Annotated in this window: 19 protein-coding genes; 12 read left to right on the plus strand and 7 right to left on the minus strand. The window is 60.7% G+C overall.

Translation table 11 applies throughout. The features are described 5' to 3' along the window. The first annotated feature begins 169 nt into the window (after positions 1-169). The 4 genes from ACW9IN_RS05435 (at position 170) to ACW9IN_RS05450 (ending at position 4,668) form a co-directional block, all read left to right on the plus strand. Positions 170-817: a DUF1120 domain-containing protein gene (locus ACW9IN_RS05435; RefSeq protein ID WP_457364904.1), complete on the plus strand. Its 648-nt coding sequence runs from the start codon at positions 170-172 to the stop codon at positions 815-817. A gap of 120 nt (positions 818-937) precedes the next feature. Next, positions 938-1,639 carry a fimbria/pilus chaperone family protein gene (locus ACW9IN_RS05440; RefSeq protein WP_457364933.1) on the plus strand — a complete coding sequence of 234 codons (702 nt, stop codon included), beginning with the start codon at positions 938-940 and terminating at the stop codon, positions 1,637-1,639. Positions 1,640-1,646: 7 nt separating this feature from the next. After that, positions 1,647-4,145: a fimbria/pilus outer membrane usher protein gene (locus ACW9IN_RS05445; protein ID WP_457364905.1), complete on the plus strand. Its 2,499-nt coding sequence runs from the start codon at positions 1,647-1,649 to the stop codon at positions 4,143-4,145. Between the two features lie 34 nt (positions 4,146-4,179). After that, complete coding sequence (locus tag ACW9IN_RS05450) at positions 4,180-4,668, plus strand: hypothetical protein (RefSeq protein WP_457364906.1); 489 nt, start codon at positions 4,180-4,182, stop codon at positions 4,666-4,668. Here ACW9IN_RS05450 and ACW9IN_RS05455 read toward each other — a convergent pair. From ACW9IN_RS05455 to ACW9IN_RS05470, 4 genes are read right to left on the minus strand one after another with little or no spacing between them, the layout of a single operon-like run. After that, entirely contained in the window at positions 4,640-5,377 is a 738-nt protein-coding gene (locus tag ACW9IN_RS05455) for an amino acid ABC transporter ATP-binding protein (protein ID WP_457364907.1), read from the minus strand. The genes ACW9IN_RS05450 and ACW9IN_RS05455 overlap by 29 nt on opposite strands. Continuing rightward, complete coding sequence (locus ACW9IN_RS05460) at positions 5,364-6,014, minus strand: amino acid ABC transporter permease (protein WP_457364908.1); 651 nt, start codon at positions 6,012-6,014, stop codon at positions 5,364-5,366. Before ACW9IN_RS05460 ends, ACW9IN_RS05455 begins: the two co-directional genes overlap by 14 nt. Next, positions 6,011-6,679, minus strand: a complete 669-nt coding sequence (locus ACW9IN_RS05465) for an amino acid ABC transporter permease (RefSeq protein WP_457364909.1) — start codon at positions 6,677-6,679, stop codon at positions 6,011-6,013. The genes ACW9IN_RS05460 and ACW9IN_RS05465 overlap by 4 nt, the downstream gene beginning before the upstream one ends. A 16-nt stretch (positions 6,680-6,695) precedes the next feature. Beyond that, on the minus strand, positions 6,696-7,484 hold the full coding sequence (locus ACW9IN_RS05470; protein ID WP_457364910.1) for a transporter substrate-binding domain-containing protein: 789 nt from the start codon (positions 7,482-7,484) through the stop codon (positions 6,696-6,698). 268 nt (positions 7,485-7,752) lie between these two features. Between ACW9IN_RS05470 and ACW9IN_RS05475 the strand changes: the two genes are divergently transcribed. The 6 genes from ACW9IN_RS05475 (at position 7,753) to ACW9IN_RS05500 (ending at position 15,023) form a co-directional block, all read left to right on the plus strand. After that, entirely contained in the window at positions 7,753-8,448 is a 696-nt protein-coding gene (locus ACW9IN_RS05475) for a FadR/GntR family transcriptional regulator (RefSeq protein WP_457364911.1), read from the plus strand. Positions 8,449-8,569: 121 nt separating this feature from the next. Then, positions 8,570-8,896 carry a thioredoxin TrxA gene (gene trxA / locus ACW9IN_RS05480; protein ID WP_457364912.1) on the plus strand — a complete coding sequence of 109 codons (327 nt, stop codon included), beginning with the start codon at positions 8,570-8,572 and terminating at the stop codon, positions 8,894-8,896. A 234-nt stretch (positions 8,897-9,130) separates the two neighbouring features. Continuing rightward, positions 9,131-10,390 (plus strand): transcription termination factor Rho, encoded by a 1,260-nt coding sequence (rho, locus tag ACW9IN_RS05485; RefSeq protein ID WP_457364913.1) that lies wholly within the window; start codon positions 9,131-9,133, stop codon positions 10,388-10,390. A 156-nt stretch (positions 10,391-10,546) separates the two neighbouring features. Beyond that, positions 10,547-12,529, plus strand: a complete 1,983-nt coding sequence (locus ACW9IN_RS05490; RefSeq protein WP_457364914.1) for an acyltransferase family protein — start codon at positions 10,547-10,549, stop codon at positions 12,527-12,529. A 59-nt stretch (positions 12,530-12,588) separates the two neighbouring features. Continuing rightward, positions 12,589-14,055 (plus strand): 4-hydroxy-3-polyprenylbenzoate decarboxylase, encoded by a 1,467-nt coding sequence (gene ubiD / locus ACW9IN_RS05495; RefSeq protein ID WP_457364915.1) that lies wholly within the window; start codon positions 12,589-12,591, stop codon positions 14,053-14,055. After that, a complete protein-coding gene (locus tag ACW9IN_RS05500) occupies positions 14,055-15,023 on the plus strand; it encodes a CDP-6-deoxy-delta-3,4-glucoseen reductase (RefSeq protein ID WP_457364916.1) in 969 nt (322 codons plus the stop codon). Before ubiD ends, ACW9IN_RS05500 begins: the two co-directional genes overlap by 1 nt. A gap of 83 nt (positions 15,024-15,106) precedes the next feature. On the opposite strand, the gene ACW9IN_RS05505 is transcribed toward ACW9IN_RS05500, so the two are convergent. Further along, the gene (locus ACW9IN_RS05505; RefSeq protein ID WP_457364917.1) at positions 15,107-15,589 is read right to left on the minus strand and encodes a sn-glycerol-3-phosphate transporter; all 483 of its coding nucleotides are present in this window, start codon (positions 15,587-15,589) and stop codon (positions 15,107-15,109) included. A 328-nt stretch (positions 15,590-15,917) separates the two neighbouring features. On the opposite strand from ACW9IN_RS05505, the gene ACW9IN_RS05510 reads away from it, so the two are divergent. Next, positions 15,918-18,305, plus strand: coding sequence for a TonB-dependent receptor plug domain-containing protein (locus ACW9IN_RS05510; RefSeq protein WP_457364918.1), 2,388 nt, complete (start codon positions 15,918-15,920; stop codon positions 18,303-18,305). A 26-nt stretch (positions 18,306-18,331) separates the two neighbouring features. Next, positions 18,332-18,988 carry a gamma-glutamylcyclotransferase gene (locus ACW9IN_RS05515; protein WP_457364919.1) on the plus strand — a complete coding sequence of 219 codons (657 nt, stop codon included), beginning with the start codon at positions 18,332-18,334 and terminating at the stop codon, positions 18,986-18,988. On the opposite strand, the gene glpT is transcribed toward ACW9IN_RS05515, so the two are convergent. After that, on the minus strand, positions 18,985-20,322 hold the full coding sequence (gene glpT, locus ACW9IN_RS05520) for a glycerol-3-phosphate transporter (RefSeq protein ID WP_457364920.1): 1,338 nt from the start codon (positions 20,320-20,322) through the stop codon (positions 18,985-18,987). The two genes, ACW9IN_RS05515 and glpT, sit on opposite strands and share 4 nt — an antisense overlap. A 230-nt stretch (positions 20,323-20,552) precedes the next feature. Beyond that, positions 20,553-21,530 carry an NADPH:quinone oxidoreductase family protein gene (locus ACW9IN_RS05525; protein ID WP_457364921.1) on the minus strand — a complete coding sequence of 326 codons (978 nt, stop codon included), beginning with the start codon at positions 21,528-21,530 and terminating at the stop codon, positions 20,553-20,555. Positions 21,531-21,609: the final 79 nt, after the last annotated feature.

Consider the following 21,609-nt stretch of genomic DNA (forward strand, 5'->3'; position numbering starts at 1 on the left):
TGTATTTTTACCGCTCCCACGCCAACTAACGTGTTGTCTGATTTTGTAGTGAAGTGCCAAAGCGACAGACTGTCACTCGGCAATGATGCCGTGGTGTTATTTATTTATGTTTCGGAAACTCCGGGATGATAATTAAAGGCGCCTGATAACTTTCAGTGACAGGTTAATTATGAAGAAACTAATTGGATCGACCCTCGGTATCGCTTGCCTGGCTGTCGCGCTGGGCGCACAGGCCACTACCAGTGCCCAGCTGGTAGTTCGGGGAACGATCACTCCCGCCTCCTGCAACCTCAGCCTGGCAGGCAGCGGTGTCATCGATTATGGCGTCATACGTTCCGGTGAGTTGTCCCAAACCGCATTCAACCCCCGCGAAGAGCGAAGCACTACCCTGAGTGTCAATTGCGGCACCACACCTGCCAAGTTCGGCCTGGCCTTTACCGACTTGCAGGCGGGCAGTAAGGTCACGGGGATTCTTGGCGCCGGCTTCAGCGAAGCCCAGAACTACGGCCTGGGTACTGTGGGCACCCGTCGTACCGGCGGCTATTCGATCACCCTCAAGGATTTGAGGTCCTCGGGCGTGGTACTCAACCCCATCATGCGCGTGGGCACCGGCGCCTGGCAGACCAGCGATGGCAAGGTCGCCCAGGCGCCCAGCCAGTACTCGTGGCGCAACGGTGCGGCGATCACCCCGGCATCGATTGCCCTGATGACCGGCACTATCGCCGTGAAGGCCGTTATCAATAAAGCCCAGGACCTGGACTTGAGTCGCGACGTGTCCATTGATGGTCGCGCCACACTGGTACTCAGTTATCTCTAAGTAACTTGATACGGTCGGCAAATAGATCGATGCGTTCTTGTCGACCGTTTTTATGTGGACGTTTTAATTATCTGCTATCCGCTTAAATAGCAGCGGGGAAACCAAGTGCGTGGTCTTTCAATAACTAACAAGGCACGGCTGTTAAGTGCAAGTGTGTGTGTTTGTTTTTCAATGATGGTGCTGGCGGACGGTATGCGACCCGAAACCACGTTGGTCATGCTCTATGAGGAAGAAGGCGAAGCCACTCTCAATGTGCAGAACACCGATACCAATCCTGCGCTGCTTCACGCCGTGGTCGAGAACGTACCGGAGGATCCGGAGCCCCTGCTGGTCGTCACGCCGCCTGTCTCCCGTGTGGAGCCGGGCGAGACCCAGTTGATCCGCTTCATCGGTACGCTGAAGGCGCCGCTCAAGACCCAGCGCCTCAAACGCGTGTCCTTTGAGGGGATTCCGCAGGCACGTGCGGCAGGCGGTGCGACCATCGGTATCACCCTGAGGCAGAACCTGCCTCTTATCCTGCACCCCCAGGGCCTGCCCCGGCACGCTTCACCCTGGGAGCTGTTGCAGTGGAAGCGCGTGGGCGAGCATCTGCGCGTCCACAACGACAGTGCTTATGTGGTGCGCCTGGCGCTGGAGGTGCAACTGCTTCCACGAATGAACCTGGCCACCTTGCCGCGTACCTACATCCTGCCGGGTGAGACCCTGACGGCGAAAGTCGAGGGGCGCCTGGACGGCGTGAACGAGGTCGAGATACAGCCTGCCACGGTCTATGGATTTTCGGTTGATCATTACCGGGCGCCGGTCAATGCCGTCGAGGGTTGATCGACTTATGACAACGACCAGACGTCCGTCCGGGATCGGTGCCGCTGCTCGTCGGCCCACGCTGTTGGTGGGGCTTGCGACCCTGTGCGGTCTGCCTGGCCCCGTGCCGGCACTGGAGTTGGGAGAGGGCTTCGACCTGGCGGCCCTGACCACCCATGGCATAGATCCGAAGGTTTCAGACTACTTTCGCAGCGCGGCGCGTTTTCGCGAAGGCGTCCAGGTGGTGGGGTTGCGGGTCAATGGCAATCCGCTGGGGCTGGTGGATGCGCGATTCGACGCACAAGGGCAGCTCTGTTTTACCCCCGGGTTACTGGAGAAGGCCGGGTTGGTCAAACCTGCGAGGGTCATCCGTGAGGTGGCCGCGCCGGAGCAGGCCTGCCATGACTTCCTGGGTGCCTTCCCAACGACGATGGTGAGGTTGCGTCCCGGCACCGACGAGGTTGCACTGGTGGTGCCCACGCAATCGTTGCGTGAACCGGAGTGGGCCGCCGGCAACTTTTCCAGGGGCGGTTCGGCAGCCTTGTTCAATTACGATGTGCTGGGTTTTGACAGCCGTTCCAGAAGCGGCCCCAGCCGATTCATGTCGGCGTATACCGAAGCCGGTTTCAACCTGGGTGACTGGATTGTGCGCAGTCGCCAGTTCTATGTATCCGACAACGGCCAGTCCCGCACCGAGCACCTGTATGCCTATGCCCAGCGGGATGTGGCCGTGTTGCAGTCGACCTTTCAGGCGGGGCAGCTTTCCAGCGGCAGCCCGGTGTTTGGCGGGGTGCAGTTTTCGGGTTTCCAACTGTCTCCGGACGGGCAGTCACGTGGCCCGGTAGGCGACAACGCGGTGGTGGTCGAAGGGCTGGCCCAGAGTCAGTCGCGGATCGAAGTGCGCCAGGCCGGGGTGTTGATTCATAGCACCCTGGTGCCTGAAGGGCCCTTCAGGCTGACCGGACTTTCGCTGCTCAATGGCACCAGTGACCTCGAGGTGAGCGTGATTGACGTGAGGGGGGCCAAGCGCAGCTTCACCGTGCCGGCGGCGTCGTTCAGTGGCGCCGCGCCGGCCGCCCCCGGTTACTACGTGTCGGCGGGCAAGGTGCGGGAGGTTTCCACTGATCAGAGTCAAACGCCACTGTTCGCCATGGGCAGCGGCACCTGGGGGTTGGGGCGCAACACATCGCTGGGCCTGGGATTGCTGGGCGCCGAGGACTATTGGGCGGCGGGCAGCAGCCTGGGCAGCGTGTTTTTTCAGCGGGTGACGGTGGGCGCGCGCCAGAACTTCTCGCGAGATAGCCGCAACGCAGTGTCCGGGGGGCGCCACACGTTGTCCGTGAGCAGCCCGGTCTACGCCAACGTAGACGTCAATTTGAGCGCAACCACCCAGACCCGGGGCTATCGAGAGGTGCTTGAAGCCGGTCAGCCACTCAAGGTCGACGACCTGGCGTCGCGTTTTAAAAACCAGTACACGGCGGGCATGAGCTGGGTCGACCCCGCGATCGGCGGTTTCTCTGTGGGCTACACCCGCAGCGCCCAGTTCGACGGACGATCTACGGAGCACGTCTACGCCTCCTGGAATCAGTCGTTCGGTGGCGTGGATGTGGCGTTGATCGTCGACTCCCAGGTGGGCGGCAAGCGTGTAAGCCGTGAGGCGGCTGCAGCCAACCGACGGCGGGATGCGGCTATGGACGACGGTCTTTCCTTGCGCTTGCAGGTCAGCGTGCCTCTGGGCGACGACCGGCGTGTCACCAGCTATGGAAGCCGTCGTGGCCGGCAGCTCAATGCGGGCACGGCGCTCAGTGAACGGGTCAACGATTACGTGAATTATGAGGTGGGCACCGAGCGGGATATCACCGCGCGGGAACAGTCGGTGCGCGGGCAACTGAATGTGATGCCGCGGTATACCCAAGTCGGCCTCGGTGTCAGTCAGGACGCTCAGGGCTCCAGCTATTCGGGGCAACTGCGCGGTGGGGTGGTGGCACATGAACGTGGCGTGACGTTTTCGCCCTATGCCGTGCAGGACACGTTCGGCATCGTGTCGGTGGGCGACATCGGCTCGGCCAGGGTCGATACGCCCCAGGGGCCGGTATGGACCGACTACCGTGGGCAGGCGGTGATCGCCGGCATGCCGGCCTATGCCAGTAGCCGTGTCGAAGTGCAGACCCGGTCGTTACCCAAGCGCGTTGACCTGAAGAACGGTACCCGGGTGCTCAAGGTGGGCAGGGGGGCCGTCAGCACGGTGAATTTCGAAGTGTTGAAGGTGCGTCGGCTGTTGGTCCAGGTCAAGGATGTCCAGGGTCGGCCATTGCCTCAGGGCGCTTCGGTGTTTGGCGACGACAAACGCTTTCTGACCAGCGTGGTGGGGGACGGCATGATTTTCCTCAGCGACGTCAGTGAGCCACAGAAACTGCGGGTGTCGCTGCCGGACTCCTCCGCTTGTCTGCTGCACCTCGATGCCGGGGTTGAGCCTGACAATGACAAACTCTACGCAACCACATCGGCGGTGTGCCATGCCCTTTAAGCGTGCTTCGGTTGGATTTTTGCTCTGGTTGGGTATGACCGCTCAGGGAGCCAGGGCCGATAACTGTCAGCTGTCGATTACCCAGCCGCGAGTGGATTACGGTGTGATTCGCCGAGAGCCTTTCGATGAGCGTTCGCGGGTGACGCTGGGTACTCGCACACTGCACTTGAATGTCCAGTGTGACGAGCCTTCGCCGATGATGGTGCGTTTCAATGGTGTGGCGAGTGACGGGCAGGGCTTCCGGTTCGGGCGCGAGGGGCGTTTCCGTCTGCGCCTCAAGCAGGCCAGGGTTGATGGGCTGGCTGTCCAGTGGCGCGAACGGGGCTTGCCCGGTGAATCTGCCATTGGGCAACTGCTGCCGGGCCATACCTTGATGGCCCAGAGCATGGGCCGACGACTGACGGCCCAGATCGATATCGATACCGACCTGCCCTCACACGCCCTGCAGGTACGCAGCCAGACGTTACTGGAGGGCCAGGGCAGTTTCGAACTGGTTACTCCGGCTGTTCCACCGAGCCGATGAAGTTGGCGAATTCAGGCGTCCGCGGGTTGGCGAACAGCACCTTGGGGTCGCCGACTTCGTGCACCTTGCCCTGGTGCATGAACACCAGTTTGTCCCCCACTTCCCGGGCAAAGCGCATTTCGTGGGTCACCATGATCAGGGTCATGCCGTCCTTGGCCAGTTGGCGCACCACGCTGAGCACTTCGTTGACCAGCTCCGGGTCCAGGGCCGAGGTGATCTCGTCGCACAGCAGTACCTTGGGCGACATGGCCAGCGCGCGGGCGATCGCCACCCGTTGCTGCTGGCCGCCGGACAGGCGATCGGGGAAGGCGTCGAACTTTTCCCCCAGTCCGACCCGCTCCAGCATCTGCCTGGCCAGTTGGGCAGCCTTGGCCTTGGGGATTTTCTGCACGACTTGTGGCGCGAGCATCACGTTTTCGCCCACCGTCAGGTGCGGGAACAGGTTGAACTGCTGGAACACCATGCCGACTTTCTGCCGCAGGCTGCGCAGATCGGCGCGGGCGGCGTCGAGGTATTCACCGTCGACTTCGATCACGCCATCGTTGATCGATTCCAGGCCATTGAGGGTACGCAGCAAGGTGGACTTGCCCGAGCCGCTACGGCCGATGATCGCCACCACCTGGCCTTCATCCACCGTCAGGTCGATGCCCTTGAGTACGTGGTGATCGCCGTAATACTTATGCAGGGCGGAAATTCTAAGCAGAGGCATGCAGTCTCCTTTCCAGGTAGCGCGCACTGAGGGACAAGGGGTAACAGAGCAAAAAGTAACCAAGGGCCACCAGGCCGTAGACCATGAAGGGCTCGAAGGTGGCGTTGGCGAGCATGCCGCCGGTCTTGGTCAGTTCGGTGAAGCCGATGATCGAGGTGACCGCCGTGCCTTTGACCACTTGCACCGAGAAGCCGACGGTGGGTGCCACGGCGATGCGCAGGGCCTGGGGCAAAATCACGTAGCGCAGTTGCTCAAGCGGGTTGAGCGCCAGGCTGGCCGAGGCCTCCCATTGCCCGTGAGCGATGGCCTCTACGCAGCCGCGCCAGATTTCGGCGAGGTAGGCGCTGGTGAACAGGGTCAGGGCGATTGCGGCGGCCAGCCACGGCGAAATATCCACGCCGAGCAGGGCGATACCGAAAAATACCAGGAACAGTTGCATCAATAGCGGTGTGCCCTGGAACAGTTCGATATAGGTGCGGGCGATGTTGCGCGGGAACGTCTTGCGGCTGATGCGCATCGTCATCACCAGCAAACCGATCACACCGCCCCCCACAAAGGCAACCACTGACAGCAGCAGGGTCCATTGCAGCCCGGTTGCCAGGTTGCGCACGATGTCCCAGAACGAAAAATCACTCATCGGCCATTCCTCATCACAAAACGCTGGCCGACCCAGTTGAGCAACTGGCGAATCATCAACGCCATGCACAGGTACACCAGGGTGGTCAGGGCGTAGGTTTCGAACGCGCGGAAGTTGCGCGACTGAATGAAGTTGGCGGCAAAGCTCAGTTCTTCCGTCGCGATCTGCGAACACACCGCCGAACCGAGCATCACGATGATGATCTGACTGCTCAGGGCGGGCCATACCTTGCCCAGCGCGGGCAGCAACACCACATGGCGGAACGCCTCGAAGCGCGTCATCGCCAGTGCGGCTGCCGCCTCCAATTGCCCTTGAGGAATGGCCTGGATCCCGGCGCGAATGATTTCTGTGGAGTAGGCGCCCAGGTTGATCACCATTGCCAGCACGGCGGCTTGCCATTCGGTGATCTTCAGCCCCAGGGACGGCAGGCCGAAGAAGATGAAGAACAACTGCACCAGAAATGGGGTGTTGCGGATCAACTCGACATAGACACCGAAGCACCAGGCGAACGGCTGGATCTTCCAGGCCCGCACCACGGCACCGACGGTGCCCAGCGCTACGCCGAGGATCGCGCCGATGGCCGTGAGCTCGAGAGTGAACAGCGCGCCACGCAGCAGCAGGTCGGTATTGGCCAGCACCGGCACAAAGTCAAATTGATACGCCATAGGTCAGCTCCGTCGCTCAAAGGCCAGCGGGCAGCGGCTCTTTAAGCCATTGCATTGCGTTCTTTTCCAGGCTGCCATCGGCCTTGGCCGCGACCAGGATCTGATTGACCTTCTCCAGCAGCGCCGGCTCGTTCTTGTTCACCCCTACGTACACCGGCGAATCCTTGAGCTTCACTTTCAACGCCGGAACGCGTTTGGGGTTGCGCTCGCTGATCGCTACCATCACCACGTTGCCGCTGGCGATCAGGTCGACCTGGCCGGCCAGGTAGGCGGCGATGGTGGAATTGTTGTCTTCGAAACGTTTGATGGTGGCTTCCTTGGGTGCCACGGCGGTCAGCTCGATGTCTTCGATGGCGCCACGGGTCACGCTGATGGTCTTGCCCTTGAGGTCGTCGGTCGAACTGATGGCGGCTTCAGGCGGACCGAAGACTGCCAGGTAGAACGGGGCGTAGGCTCGGGAAAAGTCGATGACTTTTTCCCGCTCGGCGTTCTTGCCCAGGCTGGAAATCACCAGGTCGACCTTGCCGGTGGTGAGGAACGGAATGCGGTTGGTGCTGTTGACCGGGGTCAGTTCCAGCTTGACCTTGAGCTGATCGGCCAGCAGCTTGGCGGTGTCGATGTCCAGGCCGCGGGGCTTCATGTCCGGGCCCACCGAGCCGAACGGTGGGAAGTCCTGGGGCACGGCGACCTTGAGGGTGCCGCGGGCGATGATATCGTCCAGACCATTGGCCTGGGCGGCAGGTGCCTGGCTCAGCATCAGGCTGGCGAATAGAGCGGATAGCAGGGCGCAGCAACGTTTGGTCATGGCGACTCTCCGAGAAAGGCGAAGGAAGGTTCTGGACTGGGCTTGTGCGGTGGGTGATTGCACAGCCCATGCCAGCGTGCTCCGGATCGTCTGTGAGGCAGGCGTTTATTGAGTTTTGGTGGTCTTACTGGTCTGAACAGTGATGAAGCTTCGCGCACCTTTTTCGAGCGCTGGCAAAACCCCGCGAGCCCCTTTGGGGCGTGGCTTGCCGCCAGCTTCGAATAGCTTTACAACTAGCCGCTCAGTTGACTGGAACCTTGAGTTTTTTATGAATTCCATCGCCCAAGCCGTACCGGAAGCGGCCTTGCAGGCCATCCGCAAACTGATCAAGGAACACGGTTTTGGCCCAGGTGATGCGCTGCCGTCCCAGCGTGACCTGGCGGCGCAGCTCGGGGTAAGCCGTGCGTCATTGCGCGAGGCGCTGTCGTCTCTCAGTGCCCTTGGGGTGGTCAGTGTGCAGCCGGGCAAGGGGGTTTTCGTGCAGGCGGTGGAGGACGCACCGGGCTTTGCCTGGCCATTCGCGGCGCAGGCTACGCCTCTGGATATTTTCCAACTGCGCTACGCCCTGGAGGGGTTTGCCGCCGGGTTGGCGGCGATGACGCTGACGCTCGATGAGCTGGATGGCCTGGAAGAGAATGTGGCGGCTATGCGTACGGTGCTCAAGGCGGGTGATTTCGAGGCTGCGGCCCGGCTGGACTTCGAATTCCACCAGCGCATCCTGCTGGCCAGCGGCAACCAGGCGATGGTGAACATCCTCAGCGCCAGTGCCGAGGTGTTTCTGGAGAGCCAGAAACTACCGTTCATCCGACCGGAGCGGGCCATGGAAACGTGGCAGGAGCACCGCAAGATCCTTCGCGCGCTGGCCCGTCGTGCCAGCCCGGCAGCGCAGAAAAGCATGCAGGAGCATGTACGCAATGCGGCCCTGCGCACCGGAATCGCCTTTGTGACACCCGTCATGCCGTGAGTTGGGCTATACCCAAACTCATGCAGCGCCATAGCAAGACTCAATCAGCGGCGGCTTCCTGAATGGGGGAAGGGCGGCTATGATGGGCCACGTTTTTTTTGCTTACAATCCGGAGACATCCATGAGCGATCTTATCAAGCACGTCACCGACGCGTCCTTCGAGGCAGATGTAATCAAGGCGGCTGGTCCAGTGCTGGTTGACTACTGGGCTGAATGGTGCGGCCCTTGCAAAATGATCGCTCCAGTCCTGGACGACATTGCGAGCACCTACGAAGGCAAGCTGACCATTGCCAAGCTGAACATCGACGAGAACGCAGAAACCCCGGCGAAGCACGGCGTACGCGGTATTCCGACCCTGATGCTGTTCAAGGACGGCAACGTCGAAGCCACCAAAGTGGGCGCGCTGTCGAAATCCCAGTTGCAAGCTTTCCTCGACGCGCACATCTAAGCGTCGTCAAAAAAGCCCCGCAAATTGCGGGGCTTTTTCGTGAAACAGGGCTAGACGCTCCGAAACTCAGGTGGTACATTCGGCCCCGCACTGGTTTCTCCACTGCCCCCTGCAAGCCGTCGCCGACGCTCTCCTTTTCGATTAGTACGCGATCCTGTCGCCTTCTCCGCGGCGCGGCCTCATTAAGCCAAAAGCTTAATTTCCCCCCTCCATAAATGATTACGTCATTCCTATATGAATCTGACTGAACTCAAGCAAAAGCCGATTACCGACCTGCTTCAACTGGCCGAAGAAATGGGCATAGAAAATATGGCCCGTTCGCGCAAGCAGGACGTGATTTTCTCCCTGCTGAAAAAGCACGCGAAAAGCGGCGAGGAAATCTCCGGTGATGGCGTGCTGGAGATTCTCCAGGACGGCTTCGGCTTCCTCCGCTCTGCAGACGCCTCCTATCTCGCCGGCCCGGACGATATCTACGTCTCGCCGAGCCAGATCCGCCGTTTCAACTTGCGCACCGGTGACACCATCGTTGGCAAGATCCGCCCGCCGAAGGAAGGCGAGCGTTATTTCGCCCTGCTCAAGGTCGACACGATCAACTTCGATCGCCCGGAGAACGCGAAAAACAAGATTCTCTTCGAGAACCTGACCCCGCTGTTCCCGAACGTGCGCATGAAGATGGAAGCCGGCAACGGTTCCACCGAAGACTTGACCGGTCGTGTGATTGACCTGTGCGCCCCGATCGGTAAAGGCCAGCGTGGCCTGATCGTCGCTCCGCCGAAGGCCGGTAAAACGATCATGCTGCAGAACATCGCGGCGAACATCGCGCGCAACAACCCGGAAGTTCACCTGATCGTGCTGTTGATCGATGAGCGTCCGGAAGAAGTGACCGAAATGCAGCGCACCGTGCGCGGCGAAGTGGTTGCCTCGACGTTCGACGAGCCGCCAACCCGTCACGTACAGGTTGCCGAAATGGTGATCGAGAAGGCCAAGCGCCTGGTCGAGCACAAGAAAGACGTGGTGATCCTGCTCGACTCCATCACCCGTCTGGCCCGTGCCTACAACACCGTGATCCCGAGCTCCGGCAAGGTACTCACCGGTGGTGTCGATGCCCACGCCCTGGAGAAACCGAAGCGTTTCTTCGGTGCTGCGCGGAACATCGAAGAAGGCGGCTCGCTGACCATCATCGCCACCGCACTGGTTGAAACCGGTTCGAAGATGGACGAAGTGATCTACGAAGAGTTCAAGGGTACCGGCAACATGGAACTGCCCCTGGACCGTCGCATCGCGGAAAAACGTGTGTTCCCGGCCATCAACATCAACCGTTCCGGCACCCGCCGTGAAGAGTTGCTGACTGCCGACGACGAACTGCAGCGCATGTGGATCCTGCGCAAGCTGCTGCACCCGATGGATGAAGTAGCGGCTATCGAGTTCCTGGTCGACAAGCTGAAAACCACCAAGACCAACGACGAGTTCTTCCTGTCGATGAAACGTAAGTAACACCACGTTTTCGGTCCAAAAAGTGGCGTCCCGCGGGGCGCCATTTTTTTTGCGTCAAAAAAGGGAGGTTTGAGCAGCATAAGTGTCAGTTAAGAAACAAAAAAGGTGAGCGAAGCTGCGCTCATCCCGTTTCGTATCAGACTGGCATGGGTTTTTATGAGTGTTCTTGCTTACCGACGGGACATCGATGGCCTGCGCGCTATCGCCGTACTCGCTGTGGTGCTGTTCCATTTTGGAGTGCCGGGCGTTACCGGTGGCTTTGTCGGCGTTGATGTGTTCTTCGTGATTTCGGGGTTCCTGATCACTTCGATCATCTGGCGTGAGCGCCAGGCAGGGCGCTTCAGTTTCGTCGAGTTTTGGGCCCGTCGTGCCCGGCGCATCCTGCCGGCACTATTTGTCATGATGGCAGCCGTGTTGGTGGTGGGCTGGTTTCTGCTGGCGCCCAAGGACTACGAAGAGCTGGGACGGTCCGTGCACTATCAGGTGATCTTTACCTCCAACCTGCTGTTTGCCCGCCAGCATGGTTATTTTGATGTGTCCTCCGATATCAAGCCCCTGCTGCACACCTGGTCGCTGGCGGTGGAGGAGCAGTTCTACATCCTTTTCCCGCTGCTGCTGACGTTGCTTTCGAGCCGCCTGAAACATTGGCGCCTGGCGCTGTTCGGGGTATTGCTGGTGTCGTTTGGCATGAGTCTCTGGGCGGTGGTCCATCAACCGCAGAAGGCGTTTTTCCTGTTGCACCTGCGGGCCTGGGAGTTGCTCGCCGGCGCGATGCTGGCGGTGATGCCCCTGCGTGAATGGCGCGCATCGCCCGCATTGGCCCAGGCCGTCAGCCTGGTGTCGATGGCGCTGATCCTGATCGCCGTGTTCGGCTTCGATTCCACGACGCCATTCCCCGGGGCTGCAGCCCTGTTGCCGGTACTGGGGGTGGTTGGGCTGATCTGGGCCAATGGGCAGCAACTCACGTGGGTGGGGCGCCTGCTCGGTTCACGCCTGATGGTGGGGGTGGGACTGGTTTCCTACTCCTGGTACCTGTGGCATTGGCCTGTGTTCGTATATGCCAGCTATGCCGCTATCGATGGCCTGAGCGCCCCGGAGTTGGCCGGGTTGATGCTGCTGAGCCTGGTGCTGGGCTATCTGTCCTGGCGGTTCGTGGAAACACCGTTTCGGGAAAAACGCTTGCTGGCCGGGCGCAAGGCGATTCTGGCAGCCGCTGGTGCCGGCATCTTGTGCCTGGGCCTTACAGGCGTGGCGTTGCGCGAGGCTGATGGTGTGCCTTCGCGCTTGTCCGAGCAGGCGCTGGTTTATGCCCAGGCGAAAAAGTGGAGCCCGGCATTGATGGCCTGCATGGCGGACAAAAACACCCCCGATGACCGACTGTTCTGTCACTTCGGCCCTAAAAACAGCGCCGTGTCCGCGCTGGTGTGGGGTGACAGCCACGCCACTGCGTTGATCCCGGCGCTGGAAGAGGCGGCAAAACGGCACGATATCAGCCTTGTGGAAGCCAGCTTTGCCGGTTGTGTGCCCTTGGATGGCCTGGAAAATATTGCCCGCTGTGCCCACTTCAACCGTCGGGTCGAGAAGGCGATGACCGAACAGTCGTTCAGCGATGTGGTGCTCGCCGCACGGTGGAGCCTGTATCTGTATGGGCAAATGTCGGGTGACAAAGAGCATGCGCTGAAGGACCCCGGAACCGGCAAGTACGTGCGGGCTGTGGCCGAACGGCGCTTCGCCCAGGGTTTGCGCGAGCGGATCGCGGGGTTGCGTGCGGCTGGGCATCGGGTCTGGTTGGTCAAGGAAGTGCCGTTGCAGGAAATCATCGTGCCTTACCGCCTCAGCCGCTTGGCAATGATGAATCGGTCCGTGAAGGATGAAGGGCTCCCGGTGGCGGAGCACCTCAAGCGCCAGGCGTTTATCACCCGGTTGTTTGACGAACTGGCGGCCGCCGACAGTGGCGTATCGGTGTTGGACCCGGCGCCTCTGCTGTGCGCCGAGGACGGGCTGTGCCGGGTCGAGCTCAATGGCCGTGCGCTGTACACCGACGATAACCACCTCTCGGATGTGGGCGCGCGACACATCGAGGCGTTTCTGGAACCGCTGTTCAGTTCGCTGCAATCACGGGGGGTGACGGCCAATTAAGCTGCCAGCCGTCCTCAGAGCAGGTAGGATGTACGCCTATTTTACGGGTGGCATGGTTAATGAAATTCAAGGATCTTCGGGATTTCGTGCAGCAACTTGAGCAGCGCGGAGAGTTGAAACGTATCCAGATGCCGATTTCTCCGGTGCTGGAAATGACTGAGATTTGCGACCGTACCCTGCGCAACAAGGGTCCGGCGCTGCTGTTCGAGAACCCGACCGGCTTTGACATCCCGGTGCTCGGCAACCTGTTCGGCACGCCTGAGCGCGTGGCGTTCGGCATGGGCGCCGAGTCGGTCGGCGAACTGCGCGAAATCGGCAAGCTGCTGGCGTTCCTCAAGGAGCCCGAGCCGCCCAAGGGTCTGAAGGATGCCTGGTCGAAACTGCCGATCTTCCGCAAGATCATTGCCATGGCGCCCAAGGTGGTCAAGGACGCGGTGTGCCAGGAAGTGGTCATCGAAGGCGATGACGTCGACCTGGCCATGTTGCCGGTGCAGACCTGCTGGCCCGGCGATGTCGGTCCGCTGATCACCTGGGGCCTGACGGTCACCAAAGGCCCGAACAAGGACCGCCAGAACCTCGGCATCTACCGTCAGCAAGTGATCGGTCGCAACAAGGTGATCATGCGCTGGTTGAGCCACCGTGGTGGTGCGCTGGACTTCCGTGAGTGGTGCGAAAAACACCCGGGCAAGCCGTTTCCGGTATCTGTGGCCCTGGGCGCTGACCCGGCCACTATCCTCGGCGCCGTCACGCCGGTGCCGGATAGCTTGTCCGAATACGCCTTCGCCGGCTTGTTGCGTGGTAATCGCACCGAGCTGGTGAAGTGCCGTGGCAATGACCTGCAAGTGCCGGCCACCGCCGAAATCATCCTTGAAGGCGTGATTCATCCCGGCGAGATGGCTGATGAGGGCCCGTACGGCGACCACACCGGCTATTACAACGAAGTCGACAGCTTCCCGGTGTTCACCGTCGAGCGCATCACCCACCGGATCAAACCGATCTATCACAGCACCTACACGGGGCGTCCGCCGGATGAGCCGGCGATTCTCGGCGTGGCGCTCAATGAAGTGTTCGTGCCGATCCTGCAAAAGCAGTTCCCGGAAATCACCGACTTCTACCTGCCGCCGGAAGGCTGTTCGTACCGCATGGCCGTCGTGACCATGAAGAAGTCGTACCCGGGCCATGCCAAGCGGGTAATGCTGGGTGTGTGGTCGTTTTTGCGACAGTTCATGTACACCAAGTTCGTTATCGTCACCGACGACGACATCAACGCCCGCGACTGGAACGACGTGATCTGGGCCATCACCACGCGCATGGACCCCAAGCGCGACACGGTGATGATCGACAACACGCCGATCGACTACCTCGACTTCGCCTCGCCGGTGTCGGGCCTGGGCTCGAAGATGGGCCTGGACGCCACCCACAAATGGCCGGGTGAAACCACTCGCGAATGGGGTCGGGTGATCGTCAAGGATGAAGCCGTCACGGCCCGTGTCGATGCGATCTGGAAAGAATTGGGAATAGATTGATGCGTGTGACCCTGCAACCTTCCGGCGCCATTCTGGAGCTGGTTCCTGGTGAGCGAATCCTCGAAGGTGCGCGCCGCCTTGGCTACGAGTGCCCCCAGGCCTGTCGCAACGGTGTGTGCCATGTGTGTGCGGCGCTGCTGGTGGAAGGCCGGGTGCAACAGGCGGGCGAAGTGCGCGATCACGGCGAGTTCTACACGTGCATCGCCGAGCCGCTGGAAGATTGCATTGTGTTGTGGGATGGCGTGCTGGCGCCGGGAGAGTTGCCATTGCGCAAGTTGTCGTGCCAATTGAGTGAGTGCGTGGAAGTGGGTGGCGATGTGTGGCGCGTGCGCCTGCGGGCCCCTGCCGGCAAGGCCGTTCGTTACCACGCTGGGCAATACCTGATGATCGAACGGGACAATGGCGAAAAGTCGGCGTTTTCCCTGGCCTCGGCGCCACACGCCGGGCGCGAGTTGGAACTGCATGTGCTGGCCCGCGAAGACAGCGCCCGCAACCTGCTCGAGCAATTGCAGCGCAACCAGATGGCCCGCGTGGAACTGCCCTTCGGCGACACACACCTGGCCGAACTGCCGGACGGGCCGCTGGTGCTGATCGCTGCCGGCACCGGCATGGCGCAGATGCACAGCCTGATCGAACATTGCCGTGCGTCCGGCTTCAAGCACCCGGTGCACCTGTACTGGGGCGTGCGCCGGCCAGAAGACTTCTACGAGATCGAGCATTGGGATCAGTGGCGTCAACTGCCCAACCTGTTCCTGCATAAGGTCGTGAGCGACGTGTGCGGTTGGGAAGGCCGCTGCGGCTTGCTGCATGAGGCTGTGTGTGAAGACATTGCCGACCTGAAAACCGTGCACGTCTACGCCAGCGGTTCACCAGCGATGATCTACGGTACCCTCGATGCATTGGTCGAGGCCGGCATGGACGCGCATCAGATGCGCGCCGATGTATTCGCCTACGCGCCGCGGCCCTGAGGCCGATCACGCAAATCACTGCGATACACTGATCCACCTGTGGGAGCTGGCAAGCCAGCTCCCACAAGAATTTGTGTGTGCTTTTAGAAACGCACGCCGGCCGTCACCATCGCCGCGTTGAACCCCAGCAACACCAACTCCGCCGCCACTGGCCCATAGTGGGTGCCCACGGACGGAATGATCACCGGTGCCACGCCATACCGATTCAGCGGGATCTTGTCGCGGTACTCGCCGCGATACCCCTGAATCACCCCACCTGTCAGCTTCAAATACACCGGATAGTCGGTCATGTCGTAGCGCTTGCCCGCGTAGACGTAGTACGACCGCTGGCTGAACGAATTGCGGAACGTCGCCCCGCCTATCACCAATCCTGATGCCTGGTTGCGTTCCAGGCCGATCAGGCCTTGATGGTTGTTGTGATCCGGGTCTGGGGAAAAGTGTCGGGTGTAGACGCTGGTCTGGGCGTACCAGAAGCCTTTGTCGTCTTCGGTGGTGGTTACTTCAGCGGCCAGTGCCGTCGTCGCCTGGGCGAGAAGCAGCAGGCCGGGCAGTCGGAATTTCTTCATGGGTGCGACCTCGATAGTCGATTGGATGGCGGCTAGGTGGGTCGTGGTGTGCGCACTATTTTGACGGCTCGACGCGAGCCCAGGCTGAACCGGGCCTGAAAGTACAGGGATTGACGGGCGCAATCCTGACGGGCGGAGCGCCGCGCTTATACTTTTGCTTATTCTTTTAAGGTATTTAATTTATTCAGTAGATATCTTTAGGCTATATCGCAACGGACTACCGAATTTCTTTCAATCACCAATAACTGACCGCCACCGCCCGCCAGCCGGATCGATCGCAGGAACTCAGAGCATCGACGTTCTGATTTTTGATTCACAGGGGAGCGGTATGGGGAGCTACAAGAAACACGCGTTGTACACGGCGATTTTGTCGGCGAATTTGCTGACCGCTGTGGGATTCAATCCCGTCTCGGCTGAAGAAACGGCCAGTGCAGATACGCCCAAACTCGACACCGTGATTGTCACCGGCACCCGCGCCCAAGAGCGCACGGCCAGTGCTTCGCTGTCGCCTATCGATGTGATTTCCGGCGATACCTTGCGCAGCACCGGTTCCGATGAGTTGGGGGCGGTGCTGGCGCGTCTGATTCCGTCGATCAACTTCCCGCGCCCAAGCCTGGTGGACGGTGCCGAGCTGGTGCGTCCTGCGCAATTGCGTGGCCTGTCGCCCGACCAAGTGCTGGTGCTGGTCAACGGCAAGCGTCGCCATACCAGTGCGTTCGTCAACCTGGGCGGTGCCGTGGGCCGTGGCTCGGCGCCGGCGGACTTGAACGCCATTCCGGTGTCGGCAGTGGACCACATCGAAGTACTGCGTGACGGCGCCTCCGCCCGCTACGGTTCGGATGCGATTGCCGGGGTGATCAACGTGATCCTCAAGCACGCCGACCATGGTGGCTCCATTACCAGCAAGTTCGGCGAGTACAAAAAAGGCGACGGCATTCAGCGCAATCTGGCGGGCAATACGGGCCTTGCGCTGGGGGATAACGGTTTCATCAACCTGTCGGGCGAAGGCGCCGACAACGATTACACCAACCGTGCCGGCAGGGATTTTCGTCCGGCCAGCGTGGGTTCGACCACCTACGGTCAGCAGGTTTTCCGTCAGGGTGAGCCGGCGACCCATCAGGGCAAGCTGTTCTTCAACGGGGAATACACCTTCAACGACGCGGCCGAGCTGTACAGCTTTGGGGGTTACAGCAAGACGCGCGGCGAGACAGCGGCGTTTTACCGGGCGAGCAATGCGTCCAACAATATTCCGGCGCTCAACCCCAATGGTTACTTGCCGCTGATTCGCGGCGATGTGGAAGACACCTCGCTGGCGGTCGGTTTGCGTGGGCTGCTGGCGTACGACTGGCACTACGATGTGTCGGTCAACTACGGCAAGAACCAGTACCAGATCGGTACCGAAACCATCAACACCTCGCTGGGCCTGGCCACGCCGCGCAAGTTCGACAACGGCACCCTGGTCAACGACCAGAAGCAACTCAGCCTGGACCTGTCCCGCGAGTTCAGCCTGGGCTGGCTGCCGTACCCGGTGTCGGTGGCTTTTGGTGGCGAATACCTGGACCAGGGCTACCAGATCAAATCCGGCGATCCGGCGTCCTACTTCCAGACCGGCAGTTCGGGCCTGGGTGGTTTCCGCGATGCCGACGCAGGCACCAGCTCGCGCCACAGCTGGGCGCAGTACCTGGACCTGGAAACCAACTTCACCGAAAAACTCAGCGCCTCGGCGGCGGTGCGCCATGAGGACTACAGCGACTTCGGCTCCAACGTCAGCGGCTCGCTGTCGGCCCGTTATGACTTCACCCCGCAGGTGGCATTACGCGGCAGTATCTCCAACGGTTTCCGCGCGCCTTCCCTGGCCCAGCAGAACTTTGCCTACACCTCGTCGCAGTTGATCGGCAGCACCATCCAGGAGGCGGGCACCTTTCCGGCGAACAGCCAGGTCGCACGCTTGCTGGGCGCCGAAGACCTGAAAGCCGAGAAGTCGCGCAACTACAGCCTCGGGCTGGTACTGGAACCCACCGACAACCTGACCCTGACCGCCGATGTGTACCGCATCGACATCCGCGACCGCATCAGCCTGTCCTCCAACCTGACGCTCAACCCGGCTGCCATTGCCTACTTGCAGGCCAATGGCGTCGGCAACATCAACTACACCACGGCCCGTTACTTCACCAATGCGACCGACACCAGTACCGACGGCGTCGACCTGGTGGCCAACTATCGCTATCAGTTCGATAACGGTATCCGCTGGAACAGCACCGTGGGCTACAACTACAACCACACCAAAGTCACCGACGTGAAAGCCAACCCGGCGATCCTCGACAGCCTTGGGGTGAACCTGTTGCGGGTGGACCGTCGCGAGCGCATTGGTTTGTTGGGCGATACCACGCCCCAACACAAGCTGAGCCTGGGCAACGACTTCACGTTCGGTAACTGGGCGCTGCACAGCAATCTGGTGCGTTACGGTGAATTCACCAGCTACCAGGCCGATAAGGTCAACGACCAGACCTTCAAGGCGGCCTGGGTACTGGACCTTTCGGCGGACTACAAGTTGAAGAACTGGACCTTCACCCTGGGCGGCGACAATGTCACCGATAAATACCCTGAAAAGGTCAATGCGTTCGCCAGCAGCGGCGGCAACCTCGCCTATAGCACTTTTTCGCCGTACGGTTACAGCGGCGCGTTCTATTACGGTAAAGTTGCCTATAACTGGTAATACGAAGGAGACCTAAGCGATTCGCCATGGCCGTCATTGAATCCGATCTTTTGCAATTGGCTTACCCCCCGCGGCTCGATCTGGGGCCGCAACTCACTCACGAACAGTTGATGAGCTCGATGCAGGCCACCATGGCCCGGCACAAGGGTGGGCCGGTCTGGTTATTCGCTTATGGTTCGCTGATCTGGCGCCCGGAATGCTCGTCGACCGAGCGCGTTCGGGCACGGGTCCACGGTTACCACCGGGGCCTGTACCTGTGGTCGCATGAGCATCGGGGTACGCCGGAACTGCCGGGGTTGGTGTTCGGCCTGGATCGCGGCGGTTCGTGCAGCGGGTTTGCCTACCGCTTGCCGGAAGATCAGTTGGAAGCGTCGCTTTACGCGTTGTGGTGCCGCGAAATGCCTTATCCCTCCTATCGCCCCCACTGGCTCAACTGCCGCCTGGAAGATGGCAGTCAGGTGCAGGCCCTGGGGTTCGTCCTGGAGCGGCATTTGCCCAGTTACGCCGGCAACCTTCCCGACATCGTGCTCAATCACGTGTTGGAAAGCGCTTGCGGGCGTTACGGTACCACCCGCGATTATGTCGAACAGACGGTCCACGCCCTGCGCAGCCACGCCATGCCAGACAAAAATCTGGAGGCGCGGCTCAAGCGGTGTGCCAAGGATTGCTCAGGCGGCGCTTAACGCGCTGCGCTGATGCTGTTGGTGTGTCGCAGCGTTGGCAGCAGGAATGCGATGGCCAACAGGCACGCGCCCACCAGCAGGACAAAGCCCCCATCCCAGCCAAAGTGGTCAACGGTGTAGCCCATGGCCGCACTGGCGGCTACCGAGCCCCCCAGGTAACCGAACAAGCCTGTGAAACCAGCGGCGGTGCCGGCGGCTTTCTTCGGTGCCAGTTCCAGCGCCTGCAGGCCGATCAGCATCACCGGACCGTAGATCAGGAAGCCGATGGAGAACAGCGCAATCATGTCGATCATCGGGTTGCCGGGCGGGTTGAGCCAGTAGACCAGCGTCGCCACGGTCACCAGCGCCATGAACACCACACCGGTCAGGCCACGGTTGCCACGGAAGATCTTGTCCGACATCCAGCCGCACAGCAGCGTGCCCGGAATGCCTGCCCACTCGTAGAAGAAGTAGGCCCACGAGGTTTTATCCACGTTGAAGTGCTTGGCTTCCTTCAGGTAGGTCGGTGCCCAGTCCAGCACGCCGTAACGCAGCAGGTAGACGAACACGTTGGCGAAGGCGATGTACCACAGCATTTTGTTGCGCAGCACGTATTTGACGAAGATTTCCTTGGCGCTGAATTCTTCTTCGTGGCTGGCGTCGTAGCCTTCCGGGTAATCGTTCTTGTACTCCTCGATCGGTGGCAAACCTACCGATTGCGGGGTGTCGCGCATGGTGATGAAAGCAAACGCCGCCACCAGCAATGCCACAGACGCCGGCACATAGAATGCGGCGTGCCAGTCGTTGAACCAGCCCATGCCCAGCAGGAACAGCGGGCCGATCAGGCCGCCGCCGACGTTGTGCGCCACGTTCCATACCGATACCACGCCACCGCGTTCCTTCTGCGACCACCAGTGCACCATGGTGCGCCCGCTTGGCGGCCAGCCCATGCCCTGGGCCCAGCCGTTGATGAACAGCAAAATGAACATTATGGTCACGCTGGACGTCGCCCAAGGTGCGAAACCGAAAATGAACATGACGCCAGCCGATACCAGCAGCCCGAAGGTCAGGAAGTAGCGCGGGTTGGAGCGGTCGGACACCAGGCCCATCAGAAACTTGGACAAACCGTAGGCAATGGCGATGGCCGACATGGCCAGGCCCAGTTCACCACGGGTGTAACCCTCGTCGATCAGGTAAGGCATGGCCAGGGAAAAGTTCTTGCGCAGCAGGTAGTAGCCGGCATAGCCAAAGAAAATACCGGCGAAGATCTGCCAGCGCAGCCGTCGGTAGGTACTGTCTATCTTTTCTTCAGGCAGGCGAGCCTGATGTGCGGCGGGACGAAAGAAAGCAAACATTCAAGAGCTCCAGATTTCTTGTTTTGACTGCGGATGCGAATGTTACAGTTTCGTTACCGAAAATAGCATCGCCTCTTATCTGCAAACACAGGAAAAATGAGCAATTGCATGTTCTCTTATGAACATGTCGCTAATGGATAAGTGTGGGTCGCGATTGGATTTTGCAGACGCTGGAGCTCAATCGTGGGAGCTGGCAAGCCAGCTCCCACATTAATTGCATTTCAAGTCCGTCAGCGGGTTTGCACGACAACTTTTCCGACAGCCTTGCGTTGTCCCAGGTCATTGATCGCTTGGGCGGCGTTTTCGAGCGGGTAAACCTGCGACACCAGGGGCTTTAATTTACCTTCGGCGTACCAACTGAACAGTTGCTGGAAATTCGCCGCATTGTCCTGCGGTTGGCGCTGGGCGAACGAGCCCCAGAACACCCCGACCACCGATGCGCCCTTGAGCAGCGCCAGGTTCACCGGCAATTCCGGGATGCGTCCGCTGGCGAAGCCCACTACCAGCAGGCGGCCGTTCCAGGCGATGCCACGCACAGCCTGGTCAAACAGGTCGCCGCCCACCGGGTCGTAGATCACATCGACGCCATTGCCGTCGGTCAGGCGCTTGATCTCGTCCTTGAGGCTGGCTTCGCTGTAGTTGATCAATTCGTCGGCGCCCGCTGCCTTGGCCACGGCGAGTTTGTCGGCGCTGCTGGCGGCGGCAATCACTCGGGCTCCCATGGCCTTGCCGATTTCCACGGCTGCCAGGCCCACGCCGCCGGAAGCGCCGAGCACCAGCAGGGTTTCACCCGATTGCAGGTGAGCCCGTTGTTTCAGGGCGTGCATCGAGGTGCCGTAGGTCATGCTGAAGGCTGCGGCGGTGTTGAAGTCCATGCTCGGCGGGATCGGCAGCACGTTATAGCCGGGCACCGCGACCTGCTCGGCAAAGCTTCCCCAGCCGGTCAGCGCCATGACTCGGTCGCCGACTTTGAGGTGGCTGACCTTTTCCCCCACTGCACTGACTACGCCTGCCGCTTCGCCACCAGGCGAGAACGGGAAGGGCGGCTTGAACTGGTATTTGCCTTCGATGATCAGGGTGTCCGGGAAATTGACCCCGGCGGCATGCACGTCCAGCAGGATTTCGTTCTTCTTGATCGCCGGGCTGGCGACGTCTTCCAGCTCCAGGGTTTCGGCGGGGCCGAAGGCTTTGCACAGCACAGCTTTCATCGGACTATTCCTTTTGGCGTAGTGGCCGATAAGTGTAGGAGGGTACGCCTGCGGGTCAACGAGCATGCCCGGGCCTGAT

Source organism: Pseudomonas sp. SDO5271_S396 (assembly GCF_054071795.1).